The organism is Hymenobacter psoromatis, assembly GCF_020012125.1.
Classification (GTDB): Bacteria; Bacteroidota; Bacteroidia; order Cytophagales; family Hymenobacteraceae; genus Hymenobacter; species Hymenobacter psoromatis.
The window spans coordinates 62,684-79,603 of the sequence record NZ_JAIFAG010000002.1; the positions used below are offsets into that span (position 1 = coordinate 62,684).

At 53.4% G+C, this 16,920-nt stretch carries 13 protein-coding genes and 1 pseudogene; 8 read left to right on the top strand and 6 right to left on the bottom strand.

The window, feature by feature from the left end:
• From LC531_RS21405 to LC531_RS21420, 4 genes are all read left to right on the top strand, one after another.
• On the top strand, positions 1 to 591 hold the full coding sequence (locus LC531_RS21405) for a hypothetical protein (RefSeq protein WP_223654180.1): 591 nt from the start codon (positions 1 to 3) through the stop codon (positions 589 to 591).
• 276 nt (positions 592 to 867) lie between these two features.
• Positions 868 to 2,775 (top strand): Piwi domain-containing protein, encoded by a 1,908-nt coding sequence (locus LC531_RS21410; protein WP_223654181.1) that lies wholly within the window; start codon positions 868 to 870, stop codon positions 2,773 to 2,775.
• Position 2,776: 1 nt separating this feature from the next.
• Complete coding sequence (locus tag LC531_RS21415; protein WP_223654182.1) at positions 2,777 to 3,877, top strand: SIR2 family protein; 1,101 nt, start codon at positions 2,777 to 2,779, stop codon at positions 3,875 to 3,877.
• Positions 3,878 to 4,061: 184 nt separating this feature from the next.
• The gene (locus LC531_RS21420; protein WP_223654183.1) at positions 4,062 to 4,859 is read left to right on the top strand and encodes a hypothetical protein; all 798 of its coding nucleotides are present in this window, start codon (positions 4,062 to 4,064) and stop codon (positions 4,857 to 4,859) included.
• A gap of 137 nt (positions 4,860 to 4,996) precedes the next feature.
• On the opposite strand, the gene LC531_RS21425 is transcribed toward LC531_RS21420, so the two are convergent.
• The gene (locus LC531_RS21425; RefSeq protein WP_223654184.1) at positions 4,997 to 5,680 is read right to left on the bottom strand and encodes a recombinase family protein; all 684 of its coding nucleotides are present in this window, start codon (positions 5,678 to 5,680) and stop codon (positions 4,997 to 4,999) included.
• A gap of 140 nt (positions 5,681 to 5,820) precedes the next feature.
• On the opposite strand from LC531_RS21425, the gene LC531_RS21430 reads away from it, so the two are divergent.
• Positions 5,821 to 6,495 carry a recombinase family protein gene (locus LC531_RS21430; RefSeq protein ID WP_223654186.1) on the top strand — a complete coding sequence of 225 codons (675 nt, stop codon included), beginning with the start codon at positions 5,821 to 5,823 and terminating at the stop codon, positions 6,493 to 6,495.
• Positions 6,496 to 7,007: 512 nt separating this feature from the next.
• On the opposite strand, the pseudogene LC531_RS21435 reads toward LC531_RS21430, so the two are convergent.
• From LC531_RS21435 to LC531_RS21445, 3 genes and pseudogenes are all read right to left on the bottom strand, one after another.
• A pseudogene (locus LC531_RS21435) lies at positions 7,008 to 7,463 on the bottom strand (plasmid pRiA4b ORF-3 family protein).
• Positions 7,464 to 7,575: 112 nt separating this feature from the next.
• On the bottom strand, positions 7,576 to 8,928 hold the full coding sequence (locus LC531_RS21440; RefSeq protein WP_223654188.1) for an IS701 family transposase: 1,353 nt from the start codon (positions 8,926 to 8,928) through the stop codon (positions 7,576 to 7,578).
• Between the two features lie 191 nt (positions 8,929 to 9,119).
• On the bottom strand, positions 9,120 to 9,380 hold the full coding sequence (locus tag LC531_RS21445) for an acyl carrier protein (RefSeq protein WP_223654190.1): 261 nt from the start codon (positions 9,378 to 9,380) through the stop codon (positions 9,120 to 9,122).
• Positions 9,381 to 9,987: 607 nt separating this feature from the next.
• On the opposite strand from LC531_RS21445, the gene LC531_RS21450 reads away from it, so the two are divergent.
• The 3 genes from LC531_RS21450 to LC531_RS21460 all read left to right on the top strand — a co-directional run bounded on the left by LC531_RS21450 (position 9,988) and on the right by LC531_RS21460 (position 13,124).
• Entirely contained in the window at positions 9,988 to 10,782 is a 795-nt protein-coding gene (locus tag LC531_RS21450; protein WP_223654191.1) for a bacteriorhodopsin-like, read from the top strand.
• A 94-nt stretch (positions 10,783 to 10,876) separates the two neighbouring features.
• Positions 10,877 to 11,893, top strand: a complete 1,017-nt coding sequence (locus tag LC531_RS21455) for a Brp/Blh family beta-carotene 15,15'-dioxygenase (protein WP_223654194.1) — start codon at positions 10,877 to 10,879, stop codon at positions 11,891 to 11,893.
• A gap of 706 nt (positions 11,894 to 12,599) precedes the next feature.
• A complete protein-coding gene (locus tag LC531_RS21460) occupies positions 12,600 to 13,124 on the top strand; it encodes a hypothetical protein (RefSeq protein ID WP_223654195.1) in 525 nt (174 codons plus the stop codon).
• Between the two features lie 214 nt (positions 13,125 to 13,338).
• Here LC531_RS21460 and LC531_RS23055 read toward each other — a convergent pair whose 3' ends face one another.
• On the bottom strand, positions 13,339 to 13,635 hold the full coding sequence (locus LC531_RS23055; RefSeq protein ID WP_416139092.1) for a transposase: 297 nt from the start codon (positions 13,633 to 13,635) through the stop codon (positions 13,339 to 13,341).
• Between the two features lie 882 nt (positions 13,636 to 14,517).
• Positions 14,518 to 16,875 (bottom strand): glycoside hydrolase family 3 N-terminal domain-containing protein, encoded by a 2,358-nt coding sequence (locus LC531_RS21470; RefSeq protein WP_223654196.1) that lies wholly within the window; start codon positions 16,873 to 16,875, stop codon positions 14,518 to 14,520.
• Positions 16,876 to 16,920 lie beyond the last annotated feature (45 nt).

The window sequence follows — 16,920 nt, forward strand, 5'->3', positions numbered from 1 at the left end:
ATGGCTCAACATTTTACAGAAGGCGAGGGGTCGAATGTAGTAGAATTGTCATTTCCCGATTCGTGGGTAGTAGTAAAATACGACCAGCCAGGCCCGTATTTCTACCAGCGCTGCATCAAGCCGATAGGGGCTGGTATGACGGCCGTTGATTTTGTGGCCGCTACAGGCGACAATAGCCGCTTATGGCTGATTGAAGTTAAGGATTTTCGAGGCTACGAAGTAGAAAACCGCAAGCGCTTGATTTCGGGCAGCCTGGGCGTGGAGGTAATGAGCAATTTTCTGGATACCCTTGCGGGCTTGTTTGCGGGCATCCACGGGCAGCAGTCCGAGCTACGTGGTTTAGAGCCTGCCTTCCGCAACCCGAATCTAGAAGTACGCGCAACGTTACTAGTCGCTACCGACCCGATGCCTGACCAAACCAATGTGAAACAGCTGCCGCCAAGGGAGCAGAAGCGGCTGGCAGCTGAGCTAACTTGGCGCGGCAACCTGCTTCGGGACTTTGAATCACGTCTTAAAAAGCCGTTTCGATTCCACGTACACCTGTTTGATTACCAGCAAATCGCAGCTCGGTTCGAATGGACTGCCAACTAAAACTACTTTAAATTATTTCCGACCATATCCCAGCATTTCAAAACCTGCCAGCACCTCTACCTCAACCTTACGGTGCCAGCCACTGACAGCTCCTCTTCGAACGGGTGATGAAAGACATTTTCAAGACGCTTACTGATTAAGAGCAAAAGAATCGTGGCTATGTCAATCTGGATAAGGTGGCTTGCACCCCTATTAATGTTCTGAAAGCTAAGTTAGGAATTTGGCAGTAATTGTTTTATTTCAAGATGATTAATTAATTTAAAAGTTTAGACTGCATTGGAACAAGCTGAAGACTATAAAATCGCTCTGAATTTCCTCAGAATCGAGCAAAGAGAATTTAGTTTTACGATTTATATCGTAGAAAAAATTCTCTTTGATTTTGATATTGACTATAGGAAAGCTAACGGAATATACTCTTACAACTTGCCTAATGACGACGGCGAATACGATAAATATTGGGTAAGCTTTGTTGGTTTTGATAAGTCTGTGCCTTATCAATGTTCCAGTGCAAGTAACTATAGTTTGACTAATAGATTTATAGAATACAAGTTGATCGAAAGAATAGATTCAGTTTATGGAGGTAAGAATTTTGACACTCATAAAGGCAAGTTTGGGATTGGTGTATTATTTTATACAAAGTTTTATCCTGAAGGCGCTGAATGTATAGATATTCGCCCTTATCACATGAGTACAGGAAACAGCTTTGGGGTTTTAATTAATTATAGGTTCATTAACAAGACAGAGCAGTCAAGCAGAAAAATTCAACAGTTAAGCTTGAGTTTAGATGCTAGGGGGTTTAGCAATAAGGATTACTACATTGATAACTTAAGTAAGATCAAGGGGTTTTTAAATAATTTCTTTGGTTCCATTCTTACTGATTTGGTGGAAGGCGTTTCATTTTCTAATAAGCTTACAACATTTGATGCTGAGTTATTAAATGAACGAGTATATCTGATAGGTGATGATGTTAAAGTATTAAATCCTTTCTTAGGGTTGAAGCAAAAGCAAGCAAAACCTTTAAAAATGGTCTCTGATGAAGTGACTTTTTACTTTTTATATGAACAGGGCGAAGGAGAGTATGCTAAGTCTGTACTCGAAGGTCTTAAAGGATCTGCTTTTCCTAACGTTTTTTCCGGCATAGAGGATTTCTTTGGAATACCTGTCGGTAAGAACTTCAAAGCTAGCTATCTACACGATTGGAGCGCAGAGGGTATCCTAAATAAGATAGAAGAAATACGAGCTTCAGCCAGTGGTAAAATTATAACTATAGGGATTTTACCAAGTAAAGAACACCCTGATAATAATAGAAAATATTATTTATTAAAGTACTATTTTACGAATGAAAAAATGCCACTTCAGCTTATTACGAAACCCGTAATATCTAATGGTAAAACATTCGAATACTCGATTGCCAATATTGCGTTGCAGATTTTCTGCAAACTAGGCGGATATCCCTGGAAAATAGAACCCAGTAATGACAATTGTTTGATAGTAGGTCTAGGCCAATCCTACCGCTATGAAACAAAAGAAAATCAACGAGTTATTAAAAAAACTCTTGCTTATTCTGTTCTAACGGATTCTAGTGGGATATTTAAGTCGATTAAGATTTTAGCCAATAATACAGATGAGAGATATTTGAGTGAACTGGAAAGAAACTTGTTATCCATCCTGGGAGAATCAATGGCAAGTTTTACTAAAATTGCGATTCATACACCTTTCAGATTGAATAGGGAAACGATGGATAAGCTATCGGCAAAATGCAGTATTAGAGGAATTGAGTTAGTAATTATTGTAATAAATGAGAAAAACGATTTTTTCGGATACCACACTAAAGGCAATACACTAATTCCCTACGAAAGCAGCTATGTGAAGATTTCAGGGGGAGAATACCTGATATGGTTTGAAGGGTTAAAAAAAGGTAGTCCCAAAGCTTCGAAAAGAGTTCCAGGGCCAATATCAATTAGCTTTCTTCATAGTAATATAAATGACTTCAATGAAGAGCATCGGCAACTTTACCTTCAGGACTGCATTAATTTATCGGGTGCGAACTGGAAAGGATTCAAGGCTAAGAATGTCCCAGTTTCAATGTATTACTGCCAAGAAATAGCAGAGTTTCTAAAGCACTTTGAAGAATATAATTTAGATAAGGTAAGTTTCGATAACGATTTCCCTTGGTTTTTGTAATATGGCTTATCATTTCGCTTCAGATAAGATTATTGTTCTCTTGGGTGCAGGGGCTAGTGTAGACGCTGGAATTCCTCATTCTAATAAGATGATTGAGCGGATTCAGGAAAAGCTCAATAATTCATGGAGTGATTATAAAGAGCTCTATTATTATATTAAAAGCTTAATCTATTCAACCCAGGCTGCTAAAGGTGATGTCAATTTTAACATTGAATCTTTAGTTGCGGTCCTTAACGAACTTGTGAAGATCAAAAACAAAAGCCATGGCATATATGGGTTTGTTGGCAGTTGGGAAAAGGATATGCCTTCGGCGGTGGGTACTAATTTCGAAAATGTTGTTAAGCTTAAAGAATTAATTCTTAGGGAGCTTAGAGACAAATGGATTCCTTTAGCAGACAAATCAACGTCTAGCTATTACAAAGAAATGGTAAGCTTTGCGGAAGAACTGGAACAACCTCTACGGGTATTCTCTTTAAACTACGATTTATGTATAGAAGAGAATTGCAAGGGACCAGGACAACGTGTTGAGAGGGGGTTTACTGATGAACGGTTCTGGGATTATACTAGATTCCAGACCAAAGAATTAGAAATTTCGCCTACTATCTACCTCTACAAACTTCACGGTTCCATTGACTGGATGAGAAGAGAAGATGGAAGGCTAACTTATTCAGACTCTACATCAGGAATAGAGACTAATCAATTGGAAATAATTTTTGGGTTGCAGCATAAAATGCAATCTTATGATCCCTACTTGTTCTCACTTTATGAATTTCGTGAATATTGCCTGGGTGCAGATGTGATTTTAGTAGCAGGGTATGGATTCGCAGATGACCACGTTAATAGAATTATTACTCAAGCCTTGACTTCCAAAGAAGGCAAGAAAATGGTTGTCAATACTATTCTTGGGAACTGGACAGAGGCCCGATATAAGTCTTTTGTAAGAGAGGCGCTACACCTAAGCAGTGGCGTTGTGGCAGTGGATGACAACAATATTATAGTGGAGAATATGACATCAGCACAGTTTTTTACCACAAAAATTAGCAAAAAATATTTCCAAGGATTCTATGACACTAGTAACAGCAACGGAGATTTCCTTGAGTAATTACCTGGTTGTGATATGTGGAGTGGTTCTGTAAAAGCGGATAGTAGTCAGGGCGAGAGAGGGTGTTTTTAAAGCCATTTGCTTATCTTCAACGTTCTGGCCTACTTACCCTTTTACACTGTATAAACTGGTGTCGAATCCGGTTTGAATAAAGGTCTTGCAACATTCAACAAGTTTCATTAAAATGGATGTGTTTGAAAGAAAATTCGACTTACTAGAAAATGCTCGGAATTTTATCGAAGAGTCTATATATGATGTTGAAAGAGCCAAAGACAAACCTAGTAAATGGTCTTTTGCAATTCTTCATCTTATACAAGGACTTGAACTACTGATTAAACATTTGTTAGCATCTAATCATAAAATGCTAGTGTATGAAAACATTGATAATCCTAAAAACACAGTTTCACTACAACAAGGGCTAGACAGGCTTATTTCTTTTGATTCAATTACTATTGAGGAGAAAGAGAAACGGGCTATTATAAGCGCCATTAAGTACAGAAATAGTATTGTCCATTTTGAATATGATTTAAATGAAAAACAAGCAGAAGCAATATATTGTGAATTATTTGAGTTCATACACTTCTTCTATAGGAAACATATAAATTCTGATTTGCAAGATATCATTGATAAAGAACTGAGGTATACGGAAGCTGAATTACTAAGTAAGTTTAAGAAGCGATTTATTATATATCATGGTCAAGATATGGATAACAAGCATCCATTATCAATTGTAGAAGCTCAGTTTTTTAATGGTTATAGAATAGAAACCCAAATATTTAAAAGAGTAGCTTTTGGTAAGGACGATAATTTTGAGCTATTTAGTCAAGATATATGCGGGGATTGTGGAGTAAAAAAGGCCATGTATCACACAAACGGTTGCGACCATGAGCAATGCCCTAAGTGCAGCGGGCAAGTCATCAGTTGTAAATGCATTATAGAAGAGCTTGTAGAAATAGACGAGAGTGCAGAGTTAAGTAGCTAGATGGCATATGCCCCGTCCCACCCAAATTAGGAACGAGGTGGTCGAGTGAAGCCAGACAGAATAAGGCCTTATTTCTTCAGTGTTAAGCAAGAGAAGTAGTTGCATAAATCTAGTTTATGCTCGAGCGATAACACGGCTCAGGTTTCTTCTGAATTCCGCGTTAGAGCCGTTGCCCGCCAATATAAGCGCTTGACTTGCTCGGCCCGAAAGGCCTTGCCGGTGCGGGTCAGAAAGCGTAGCGCATTCAGCTTCGTGGCAATTTGAGAGTAATTGAACCCCTTCTCGTGCAGCAGCAAAATGTGCGCCGCCGCCCGCTCGTTGTGCTCACTGGTCAGCGCATTCGCCTGGTTGCGGTCCCGACCCTTTTGGGTTGCCGCCAGCGTGAGATTCGCTGGGGTACCGAGTTGGGCTCCCCGCGCCTTCTTGGCTGCGAGCGCATCCTTCGTCCGTTTCGAGATGGTTTCGCGCTCGTGTTGCGCGAGCACTGCGAATAGGCCCACGGTAAGGGTGTTGGCATCGGGCATGTCGCAGCAGACAAAGTCCACGCCCGAGTCGCGGAGCTGGAAGATGAAGCCCGCATTGCGCGAGAGCCGGTCGAGCTTGGCGATGAGCAGGGTTGCGCCGCGCGCTTTGGCCAGGGCGATAGCCGCTGCCAACTGGGACCGCTCATTTTTCTTGCCGGACTCTACCTCGACGAATTCTCCTGCTAAAGGCGTTGCCTGGACGAAGGCCCCCACGGCCGCTCGCTGGGCTTCCAGCCCGAGCCCTGACTGCCCTTGTTTCTGGGTGGAGACGCGCAGGTAGCTGACGTAGGATTTCATGAACGAGGCAGTACTCGGACAAAAGTACCCCTTGTTTACCTAATTTCACATGCTTTAAACGAGCGTTTAACAAATGACTATACCCCCTATCTTCGGGCGAATTCTGGCTGAGACGTCCTTTTGTACTTGCCTTTTGTACCATGACCCCGTTGCGGACCTACACGCCTTACTATAGGGTCTCCACCCAAAAGCAGGGTAACTCGGGTTTGGGGCTCGAAGCGCAGCAAGTCGCCGTCCGCGCTTTCGTTGCCGACCCGGCTCAGCTGCTGGGGGAGTTTATTGAAGTGGAGAGCGGGAAGAAGAACCAGCGCCCCCAGCTGCTCGCCGCCATGGCCGACGCCCGGCGGGTGGGTAGCACGCTGCTCATCGCCAAACTCGACCGCCTCTCCCGCAACGCCAGTTTCATCCTGGCGCTCCGCGACTCGGGCGTCGATTTCGTTTGCTGCGACATGCCCGATGCCAATACCCTTACCGTGGGCCTCTTCGCCGTGCTCGCCCAACACGAGCGCGAGACCATCTCCAAACGCACGAAGGATGCGCTCGCGGCGAAGAAAGCACGGGGGGCTCAGTTGGGCACGCCGGCCAATCTGACGGCCGCGGCCCGGCAGCAGAGCCTCTTGGTGCGGCGACAGCAAATTACTCAACATCCGGGGCTACGCCAAGCGGCGGCATTCATTACGTCCCGGCGGGCCCAGGGGGTGAGTTTTCGCCAGTTGGCAAGTGAACTCAATGCGCTCGGCTTTACGGCCCCGCGCGGGGGGACCTTCAACCAAAAGCAGGTGCAGCGGCTTTCCGACCGTCTTACAGTAGCTTAAAGAGTAACTCTATGGGGGGCATGGGAAACCGCTGACTTACTCTTATCGAGGTAACGGCTCACCTAGCCACCCGGATGATACCTTTTCAGATGAAGCCGAGTGACTTTATTTATTTTTTGCGGTAGCAAAACCTCCGCTCACTCGGTATCCCCGCTAGCACCTAAACTGCTTCCTACTTATGCGCTTTTTCCAAGTTGCCGCTACGCTGGGTTTTCTCTTCCCCGCCGGTCTGCCAAGCAAGGCACAATCCTCTGCCCCAGTCCGCGTGTTGGTGCATCCGGGCACGGAGTTACTGCAAATCATTCACCTGCTGTCTGATACTGCTCAGGTGGCAGCGTCTACTTACAACACGGAGGTCGTGCGCTATTTTGCGCCATATCGGCGGCACCCAGCCGTGTTGGCGGCCCGGCACCTATCACGCGGGATTAGCTGTGACTACCCAGTGCGCCTGAGTTGGAGAGCATCAAAAAGTGTGGGGCAGTTAGGTGGCAATAAACGATTGGCCAGGTTCTTCATGATGATGGCCAAGGTACCACGGAAGGTAATCTGATTTGTCTGCCCCACACTTTTTGATGCTCTCCCGGAGTAGCCGGCACGGCCGTCGGCGGCAGTAGTTTTTCGACCCGCACCTGATGCTGCCAGTAGTCGCCAAAGTCGTAGGTATACGTAAACTTATCATTGGCCCGCCACGCAAAATCGCCGAGGTGGACCCGCCGGGCATCCTCGACATACCACGTGCCGCCCGCGTAGCTCAGGCCGTAGTCCTTGCCCCAGAGATGAAAGCAGTGCAGGTGCCAGTTCTCCCAACCCATCACCACTTAGAAGGCGTGGTGCAGTTCGGCCAGGGTCGTATCGCCCTGCACGAGCACGCGCCGGCAGATTTGCGGGCTGATGCCCAGTAGATGAATCTTGAGTTGGTAGACGGCCGCCAGGCGGTCAAGAGTTGAAGCAGCAGGTGGTTGGGTCATGGTCTTCACCGACGAGTACGGCCTCCCAAGTTAGCCGCAGAAGCGGCTGCCCCCTACTGCCCCACACTGTTTGATGCTCTCCATACTTGCTTTACTTAGCTTGACTTTGGCCTTACGCCGCCCACGTTAACGCCTCCTGCCAGATGCTGAACTGGTGACGAGTCAATTTTACGGTGACGGCGTCGGCGTCAGATGTTGAAAAAAGGGATTCGGCCCATAAGTGGCGCCGCACGGCGGCTATCGCATCACTAAAGGTCAGGTGCGGTTTGACATACCAGCTACTGGTCTGCGCCACCAGCAAGCCGTGAGCGTGGAGGCGATGGGCTAGGAGGGTGACGAGCGAAAAAAGGCCCAGTAACACGGGCGTGGTGCGGGCAATCGCCTGCTCGCTCCACTGGCGCTGGGTTTCGACGCCCAAGTGCGCCCGCACCTGGGCAAAGGTGGTTTCGATGGCCCAACGTCGGCTGAAGTAGGTGACAATAGCGGCCGCCTCAAGGGTGAGGTCGGTGCTCAGAAAGGCGCTCAGCTGCTCGCCCTGTGGGCTACTTTGGCGCACCAGCACCCAGCGGATGGGCACCGGGGGCTTGCCGGCGTGGTACCAGAGGGCGGTGTCAGTGGCTACTTCGACAGCCCGTTCTCGGCTCCTGGCATCGGCGGGTAGCACCAGCGCCTGCCAGCGGGTGGCGGCATGGGTGGCCAGCTGGTGCAGTAGCGGCAAGCGCGCGCCTTTGAGGCGGGGACGCCCTTTCTGTCCCGCCGGGCGCGGCGGCGCGGGCGCATACAAAGCTGCGTCGAGCCGCAGGCGGGTAATGAAAGTCACATAAGGGCGCACGGCGTGGAGCAAATCAAGCACGGCGTAGCCGCTGTCGCCCACGGCAATTACCGCTCGACTTGGCAGCCAGCGCGTGACTTGCAACAGCAACTGGCGCGCCCAGTCGGGGAGGGTTTTATGGCGCCGCTTTTGGGCTTGGGCCCAGCGTAGCGAAGGGGCTAAGGCCGTCAGAAAGGGTAGCGCCCAGACTCGTCCCGCCCATGGAATAGGCGCCAGCAGTACCAGACTGACCCAGCGCAGACCGCTGCACTTGACGAAGTGGTCGCGGCTGCTGCGCACCGCATCGCGGTAAATGCCGCGGGCGGCAATCTGGGCACCCCAGCGCCGTTCCAGCGTTTCATCCAGCCCGACTAGGACCGGGCCGGTACCGACAAATGCGACCACCAGTTGGGTAAGCAACACCCGCCCCGCTGCCCGTGCTGACCAGCGGGCCTGGCTCAAGACCCGATGGTATTTACCAAATGCGCGGGCGTGCTGACGGCCCACAATGCGCAAAACTGAGGTAATGGTGCGCTTGCCCGGCGCCAGAATCGCTCCGACCACCAGTAGTTGCGCGTGGGCGAAGACGCGGCGACAGAACAGGCCAGTATAGGGTAATAGTACGGCTAGAAACTCGCTGGGTAGGGATGGCATCTTGATTCGAGTATGGTTACCTAAATTTAGATGCGCCCTGCTCGGCAAGCTTCGTTAAGCGACCCAAAAGGCCAAAGTCAAGCTAAGTGTACAGCGGCAGGAGTAGCGCGGACTTTCAGTCCGCGAGTGGAATAGCCCGTTCAGTCGCGGACTAAAAGTCCGCGCTACTGTACACATACTCCGAAACCGCTCTAGGTTCCAGTTGGGGAGCCAGTGGGCAGCTGGCGCCGCACGCAGGCCAGCACGTCGGCCACGGTGCGCCACTGGCCTAGTTGAGTATCGGGAATTTCAATTCGTAAGCTGTATTCCAGGCGAATACCCAGCTGTACCCGCGCCAACAAGTCAAACTCCAACTCGTCCGCCAGCTTGGTCGCGAGCGTAAGCGCGAGGTCACGCCGGTGCCAGGCCTGCTTGCGTACTGCCTCGAATACTTTTTCTTGCAAAACGTCCATAGCTGGGTGTTGTTAAACAAAGAGGGGAAAAGCTTCGACTCAGCCGCGAAGTTTTCTTATTTACCTATCTAGTACGGTGGATGACAATGGACTACGCAGCAACGGGCCAAAATTACGATCCTAGAGCGGATTTATAATCAGTGAACAGGCCGTTGCCGTTAGGGACCCCCCTCTTCCTTTCGGAGAAGGGGCCAGGGGAGGCGCCACGCTACCGCAAGTCCATACACTGATCTAGAAACTGCGCTAACGTTCATTGACGCTAGCTATATAGTCTTAGCGTAAGGCGAGCCGGGACGTAGGTAAAGCTAACTGGGTCCTTTTGCCCCTACGTGCAGACGAGTTCGTAAGAATAGGTATCTCTCACGCAACTCACCGCTCAATCCTTGGCCCAAACGCTTAACCAAGGCTAGAATCTTTGCCTACTTTCGGGACGAGGAGCTCCTGGCAAATCGGGTGGACCTGCGCCGCGGCTGCGTGAGCCCAAACGGGGAGAGACTACGGCATTTTACCAGAAAGTCGTGTTTTTATAATTTTTATACCCGAGTGAAAAACATTGGTCCTCAGTTATCAATTATAATTCTACACCTCAACTTAATCTTCCCCACCCATGCAGACCGTATTACTCGACGTCATGAAAATTCCGGTTGACGACCCAGTTGCGTTCACGTTTTTTACGGGCTACATGGCCATGGCTGCCGCCTCGGTGTTCTTTTTGTTTGAGCGCGGTACCGTGGCCGATAAGTGGAAAACCTCGCTTCTTATTTCGGGCATGATTACCGGCATCGCGGCCGTGCATTACTACTACATGCGCGATTACTACATCAGTACCCACTCGACGCCCGTGGCCTTGCGCTACATCGACTGGACGCTGACTGTGCCGCTCATGGTAATAGAATTTTACCTGCTGGTGCGCTCCGCCGGGGCCAAAATCGGCCTGCTTTGGAAACTGGTCCTTGCGGCCGTGTTCATGCTCGTGTGCGGCTACATCGGCGAGGCCTTCACCGACGGCTCCAAAACTCATTCCAACCTGTGGGGGTCGCTCTCCACGCTGGGCTACCTCTACATCCTGTACTCGGCCTGGTACGGGGAGATTGCGCAGCTGGCGGCCAAGTCCGATTCGGTGGCCGTGCGGAAAGGGGTGCGCTACTTGTCTTGGTTTATCCTCGTGGGCTGGGCTATCTACCCCATTGGCTACATGGCCATGCCCGGCGGCCTGCTTGGGCCCGACGGCCTCAACCTGCTTAAGACGAGTAGCCTCGACCTGATCTATAACCTCGGTGACGCCATTAATAAAATCGGTTTCGGCCTGGTTGTGTATAGCATTGCCCGCAGCGAGTCTGTGGTGCAGGCCCACCCGCAGCAAGACGTGGTGGCCGGGGCGAGGGGAAAAGTTGTGGCTTAAACTCCTAGCTGTTCTTAGGCGGCCCCATTCGACAGGCCGTTGCACCGCTTTTTTGCCGTGCAACGGCCTGTTGTGGTTTTCACCCCCTTTCCCCATGTTCGCCCCCGACCCTGACTTTACCTCCAGCTGGCCCCAGCGGCGCTACTCCTACGTGGCTGTCCTGGCCCTGGCTGGCCTGGGCGCGGTATTTCCGGCGGCGGCCTGGACGCTGTTGGGGCCGCCGCTGGCCGTGGGCATGGTGCTGCTGGGCGTGGCCCACGGGGCCTGCGACCAGCTGGTGCTGCCCGCCGGCCAGCCCCGCACTGCCCCGGCTGGCGGCTGGCGGTACTGGCTGGTCTTTCTGGCGGGCTACCTGGGGCTGGCGGGCCTGGTGGGGGGCCTGTGGTGGGGCTGGCCGGCGGGCACCGTGGGCCTGTTCTTCCTGCTCACAGTATGGCACTGGGGCTCGGCCGATATGCCGGGCGGAACCCGTACCTCGGGTGGCCTGTGGCTGGCGCACAGCCTGTTGCGTGGCTTATTGCTGTTTGCGGTGCCCGCCTGGGGCTGGCCCGTCGCCACGGGGGCCGTCGTCAACGGGTTGCTGGCCTTTGCCGGAGCCGCTACCGTGGCGGCGGGGCCGTTTGCGGCGGCGGCGGCGGGCCTGGGCATGGTAGTAGTGGCTGGCCACCTGACGCTGTGGGCCGGCTACGCCCGCCGGCACCGCTGGGCTTTGCTGCGCACGGAGGCTGCCGAAGTGCTGGTGCTCACCGGCCTGCTGCTGGCGCTGCCGCCGCAGCTCTCGGTGGGCGTGTACTTCGTGTTCTGGCACAGCCTGCAGCACGTGTTGCGACTGGTGGGCTGGCTGGGCTACGCGCCGGGCGCGGGCCGGGGTGCCGGCCCGGCCCTGGGGCCGCAGCTGGTATTTTTTCTGCGCCGGGCAGCCCCGCTGCTGCTGCTGAGCTGCGCGGCGCTGCTGGTGCTGAGCCGCCTGCTGGCTTCCCGCCTGCCCAATGGGGCCGCCTGGTTTAGCCTGGCGCTGGTAGTGGCCTCCCTCGTTACGCTGCCCCACGCCCTGCTCGTCACGCTGGTAATGGATGCGCCCCGGTGGCGGACCAGGCATCAGGCGGAATAGGCTGCGGGTGAGCTGCGTCTGGTCACGGGGAAAGATAGCTGGGTTCTTTTGCCACGGCGATAACCTAAGTTCGAGTGGGGCTTAGGCCGCGTAAGCAGTTAAAGCGCTTGTGCAATGCGGCTCGCACGAGCGCAGGGATCGAAACTATCGGCTGAGAAAAGCTGGACGGGCTGGGATGTCTTGTCCTGAACTAAGTTGATAATTTTTACTTGAAGCTATTCTGAGTCCAGACGGTAAGCTTGGCGCTTAGATGAGCCAGTGGTTTGCAGAGTGCCGGTCAAGAAGGTGCACCATGTTGATACCCCCGTTTTCGCCTGGCTTAACCCCCGCCACGCGCTGGAAACGCACCTTGGGCAGACTTTCTGAGCCACCTGCTTTGCGAGCTACTTTCTGAGCCCCCGAAAGTGCACTTTATTGGGTGTTAGTAAACAACATAGGGAAAACCTCTGCGTCCGAGTCTGACTAGGGTAGTTGCGCGTGCTAGGGTACTACAGCGCGGTAAGAGCAGCAAAAAGCGCTAGTATTACACACCGAAAGAGAATAGCGAAAACGAACGGTAAGACTACTGTTTCCGCCGCATGCTAGGTAACCTATTGTCAAACAAAGCGCTACTCCTGAAAATCAGGCGGTTGTGCGTGCAAGTCGGCGGTTTTTCCCTAGTTGTTTATAAGCGCACCCCACTCGCCTTCACCCCTACTTTTACCGCGTGAAAAACAGCCTTTCGCTAGCTTGGCTAGCGCTCCTTTGCTTCGGCCTGCTCGCCGGGCGTCCTGCTACCTTGGTGGTAGTAAAACTAGATGAGCGGGTTTCGGTGCTGTTCCCCACCCAGCCCCAAGAAACGGCGGTGCCCGCTCCGGCAAAAATGCGCTCGGCTCACGATGCCTCCGGTACCTACCAAGTGACTATCTCCCCAATAGGGGCAGCTTTTCAAGGGGCCCAACGAAAGCACTACTTTGATTCGGTGGTGGAGGGTGCCCGCAAGAGTAGCAACGGGACAGTGCAAGAGCGGTCGCCCTTTACGCTAAGTAGCTATGAGGGGATTGACTTCACCCTCCTGATGGGCGGGCCAGATACTTCCCAGGCTAAGCTTGTCTTTTTCCATTGCTTGCTAGTAGACCAAAACTCCTACGTGCTCCAGTTTATTCCGGCACCGGGTACTCCCCCTCTGCAGGCCCAGCGCCGAAGCGAACCGTTCTTCCAATCTATCCGGCTAACGCCCGTAGCGAAGTAGCTTCCTAGAGCAGCTTCTAACGGCAAGTAGTACTTCGTTTAATAAATGCTAGAAATCACCCCCTCCTAGTACATAAAACACTGCTGAGCTTGATTATGAGGTAGTCGGGTGCAATAGGAGATACTGTGATAAAAAGCAAAGAATTGGGCAAGTTTTTTACCGTTAGATTCTTCTAAGGAGAGCCAGTCGATTCATCCTGTGTAGCCTCGGCCTTTCAACTGGTCGGGGCTACTTCTTTTTCTAAGCAATGGGCCGGATGATAATGCGGGTCATAGGCACAGTCGTTCTTCCAGTGTGAGTAGCGGAGTAACAGTAGTTTACGCATGACGGCAATGACACAGGGCTTGCCACTAGGCTGGCGCGCCCGTAGCCGGGCGTGAAAGGCGATTTGCTGCGAATTAAAGCGTAGGCTGCTGACGGCGGGCAAGTAGAGGGTGGTATGCAAGCGTACATTACCGCGGCAGGATATGCGCGTGGCCCCAGCCGAGAGGCCGCTTTGGCGCTGCACCATGTCTAGCCCAGCGTAGGAAGCTAGTTGACGCTCGTTTTCTATCCGTTGGTTTCGGCGACCACCACGATAGCCGTGGTGAGGCCAATACCCGGTACGCTGGTTAGGTAAGCCAACTTGTGCGTCAATTCCAGTTCGGCAGCCAGCAGGGCGGCTTAGTCTTGGTCTACTGCTTGCAAGTGCTGCTCAAGTAGTTGTACTCGGGCCGTTAACCGGTCCAGCGTGCGCGCATCCGGCTGATACCTATGCTGGTAGGCATGCCGTTGCGTTTTAAGTCGGGTGGCCTGCTGGTTCAGATTCTGCCGTTCGCGGGGGACGATAGTTTTACACGTCCCTTAATGCTATCGAAAAAAGCTAGTTAAAACGAACGTTAAGACTATTGTTTCGGTCACATACCAGGTAACATGTTTTCAAACAGAGTGTTAATAATAAAAATTAAGTAGCGGTGCGCCTGAGTCGGAGGTTTTACCCCATTTGTTTTACAACACCCTCTGATGGGCAGTGGTTTTCCCATGATAGGCAGTGGTTCTGGCAGCTGCACCCTCAACCTGGTGGAAGTAGCGCATGTGGGCAGTTTCGTGGCAGGCATGGCGGCTGATTTTTAGGGTTTTTACGAGCGCGGGCTGGAAACCTATCAGACGACCATCGTGGGTGGGGTGAGCACTGCCCAGCAAGTGTCGCTGGTGCAGTAGCCGTTGGGAGCTTATTCTTTCAACTCCAGCTACCCACATTATTCATTCATTCGTCGTTATTTTTTAACTGGCCTACAGCTAATCGCCCTGCATTTAGGCCGGAACATTCCTGACCTAGCAATTGCCATGCGCTGCACTCTGATGTGTGTATCGGACCGGCTGGGTACAGCATGGACTAAAGACTGTAGATGAGCTACTTATCCGTTAGGCGTACGCGCAGCGTCGTGGTCTGCAAGTCCTCCGTGCGCGACGAGTTGCCCACCATCAATGTAAACTCGCCGGGTTCCACGGTGTACTTGTAGTTCAGGTCGTAGAAGCCTAGTCGGGCCGGGGTGATGGGCAGGGTAACTACTTGGCTCTTGCCGGGTTGCAGCGTAACGCGCTGAAAGCCTTTCAGCTCCTTCACGGGCCGAGTGACGGAGCTGACCTCGTCGCGGATGTAGAGCTGCACGATTTCCGTGGCCGGCCGGTTGCTCGCGTTGCGCACCGTTACCGACACAGTAGTAGAGTCCGCGGGGCCGATTTCGGGCCGGGTCAGCTGAGGCTTGCTAAACGTAAACTGCCCGTAGCTCAGGCCGAAGCCGAAGGGGTAGAGCGGCGACACCTCGGCAAAGGCGTAGCCGCGCCGCGCCGTGAGCTTGTAGTTGTAGAACACCGGTAGCTGGCCCGCCGAGCGCGGAATGGACATACTAAGCTTGCCGGCCGGCGAGTAGTCGCCAAACAACACGTCGGCGATGGCGTTGCCGGTTTCCTGGCCCAGATACCAGCATTCGAACAGGGCAGTGGACTTCTGGCTGAGGTTGACGAAGGCGAGCGGCGCGCCGTTGATAACCACCGACACCACGGGCTTGCCGGTGGCGGCCAGCGCGTCGGCCAGCTCGTTCTGGCGGCCAATTAGGTCGAGGTCGGCGCGATCGCCCATATGCGTGAGCGACCAGGCTTCGCGGGAAGTCTGCTCGTTGCCACCCACCGCCAGCACGATAATATCGGCCTCCTGCGCCACTTTCACGGCTTCGGCGATGCTCTGGCGGTCGGCCTCGGGGGTGGGCAGCACCACTTTATCCTCAAACCAGCCCTCGCTGACGGTGATTTTGCAGCCCTCGCTGTACAGCACCTTAGCCCGCGAGCCCACGCGCTGCTTGATACCGTCGAGCACGTTCACAAAGTAGCGCTGCTGCCCGCTATATTCGCCGAAGAGCGTGCGCCGGGCATTGGGGCCGATAACGGCGATGGTCTTGTACTTAGCCAAATCAAGCGGGGCCACCTGCTGGTCGTTTTTGAGCAGCACGATGGCCTCGCGGGCGGCCTGGCGTGCCAGCTGGGTGGCGGCGGGCGTACCGTTGGCCCGCTCGGCGGCCTTGGCATCCACGTAGGGGTCCTCGAACAAGCCCAGCCGGAATTTGTATTCCAACAGCTTGGCTACCAGCGTATCAATGCGGGCTTCGAGCACGGCTTTGCTGCGCACCAGCGCCACCAGCGAGGGGTAGGCTTCGGGGTTGGGCAGCTCGATATTGACCCCGGCGTTCACCGCCTGCCGTGCCGCGTCGGCGAAGTCGGCGGCCACTTTGTGGCCGTGGCCGTCGCCCCAGTTCAGCTCTTTTACGCCGAAGTAATCGGCCACCACGTAGCCTTTAAAGCCCCACTCGCGACGCAATATTCCGGTCAGTAGCCAGCGGTTGGCGTGCGAGGGCACCCCGTCAATTTCGTTGTAGGAGGCCATCACGCTAGCTACGTGGGCGCGCTCCACGGCCTGCTGGAAGGGGTAGAGAAAGACATCGCGCAGCAGGCGCTCCGACACGTTGACGGGGGCCGTGTTAGTGCCGCCCTCGGGCTGGCCGTGGGCCGCGAAGTGCTTGAGGGTGGCCAGCACGTGCTTTTTATCGTGGTACGTGCCGTCGCCCTGCAGGCCGTTGACGGCGGCCACGCCCATTTCGCCCACCAGGTACGGGTCTTCGCCAAACGTTTCTTCGCAACGGCCCCAGCGCGGCTCGCGGGCCACGTCCACTACCGGCGAGAGTATCTGGTGCGCGCCGCGGCTGCGCGTTTCCTGGCCCACCACGGCGTAGAGTTGCCGCACCAGGGCGGGGTCGAAGGTGCCGGCCAGTGCAATGGGTTGCGGGAAGCTGGTGCTGCCCTTGCCCGCCAGCCCGTGCAGGCCCTCCTCGTGAATCACCACGGGAATACCCAGCCGGGTTTTCTCCACGAAGTAGCGTTGCAGCTCGTTGCTGACCCGCGCATTTTCGGCCGCGCCCAGCTCCACATTCTGGATTTTGCTGGCCACCGCGATTTGCCCCAGCCCGTCGGGGTAGCCGCGCCGGATGCGGCCCTCATCCAGCCGGCGCTCCTTGGTAAAGAGCGTGTCCTTACGCTCGTAGTTAATGCATACCATCTGCATCACCTTCTCTTCCAGGGTCATGCGGCCAAGCAGGTCCCGCACGCGGTCGGCAATGGGGGCGCGGGGGTTTTTGTAGAGCGGCGGGGAGGGGCGGGCCACGTCTAGTAATAAGGTGCTGGTGCTGGTGAGGAGCAGGAGGAGGGCGGTTGGGCGCATTGGGGGGGACTTATATAGAGGAATCTTACTGCGCGGGGGTGAGGT

Coding starts and splice junctions, on each gene's coding strand:
- LC531_RS21450 (WP_223654191.1), top strand. CDS start 9,988: ATGCAGACCGTATTACTCGACGTCATGAAAATTCCGGTTGACGACCCA.
- LC531_RS21440 (WP_223654188.1), bottom strand. CDS start 8,928: ATGCCATCCCTACCCAGCGAGTTTCTAGCCGTACTATTACCCTATACT.
- LC531_RS23055 (WP_416139092.1), bottom strand. CDS start 13,635: ATGGTGCAGCGCCAAAGCGGCCTCTCGGCTGGGGCCACGCGCATATCC.
- LC531_RS21415 (WP_223654182.1), top strand. CDS start 2,777: ATGGCTTATCATTTCGCTTCAGATAAGATTATTGTTCTCTTGGGTGCA.
- LC531_RS21420 (WP_223654183.1), top strand. CDS start 4,062: ATGGATGTGTTTGAAAGAAAATTCGACTTACTAGAAAATGCTCGGAAT.
- LC531_RS21470 (WP_223654196.1), bottom strand. CDS start 16,875: ATGCGCCCAACCGCCCTCCTCCTGCTCCTCACCAGCACCAGCACCTTA.
- LC531_RS21445 (WP_223654190.1), bottom strand. CDS start 9,380: ATGGACGTTTTGCAAGAAAAAGTATTCGAGGCAGTACGCAAGCAGGCC.
- LC531_RS21455 (WP_223654194.1), top strand. CDS start 10,877: ATGTTCGCCCCCGACCCTGACTTTACCTCCAGCTGGCCCCAGCGGCGC.
- LC531_RS21425 (WP_223654184.1), bottom strand. CDS start 5,680: ATGAAATCCTACGTCAGCTACCTGCGCGTCTCCACCCAGAAACAAGGG.
- LC531_RS21405 (WP_223654180.1), top strand. CDS start 1: ATGGCTCAACATTTTACAGAAGGCGAGGGGTCGAATGTAGTAGAATTG.
- LC531_RS21430 (WP_223654186.1), top strand. CDS start 5,821: ATGACCCCGTTGCGGACCTACACGCCTTACTATAGGGTCTCCACCCAA.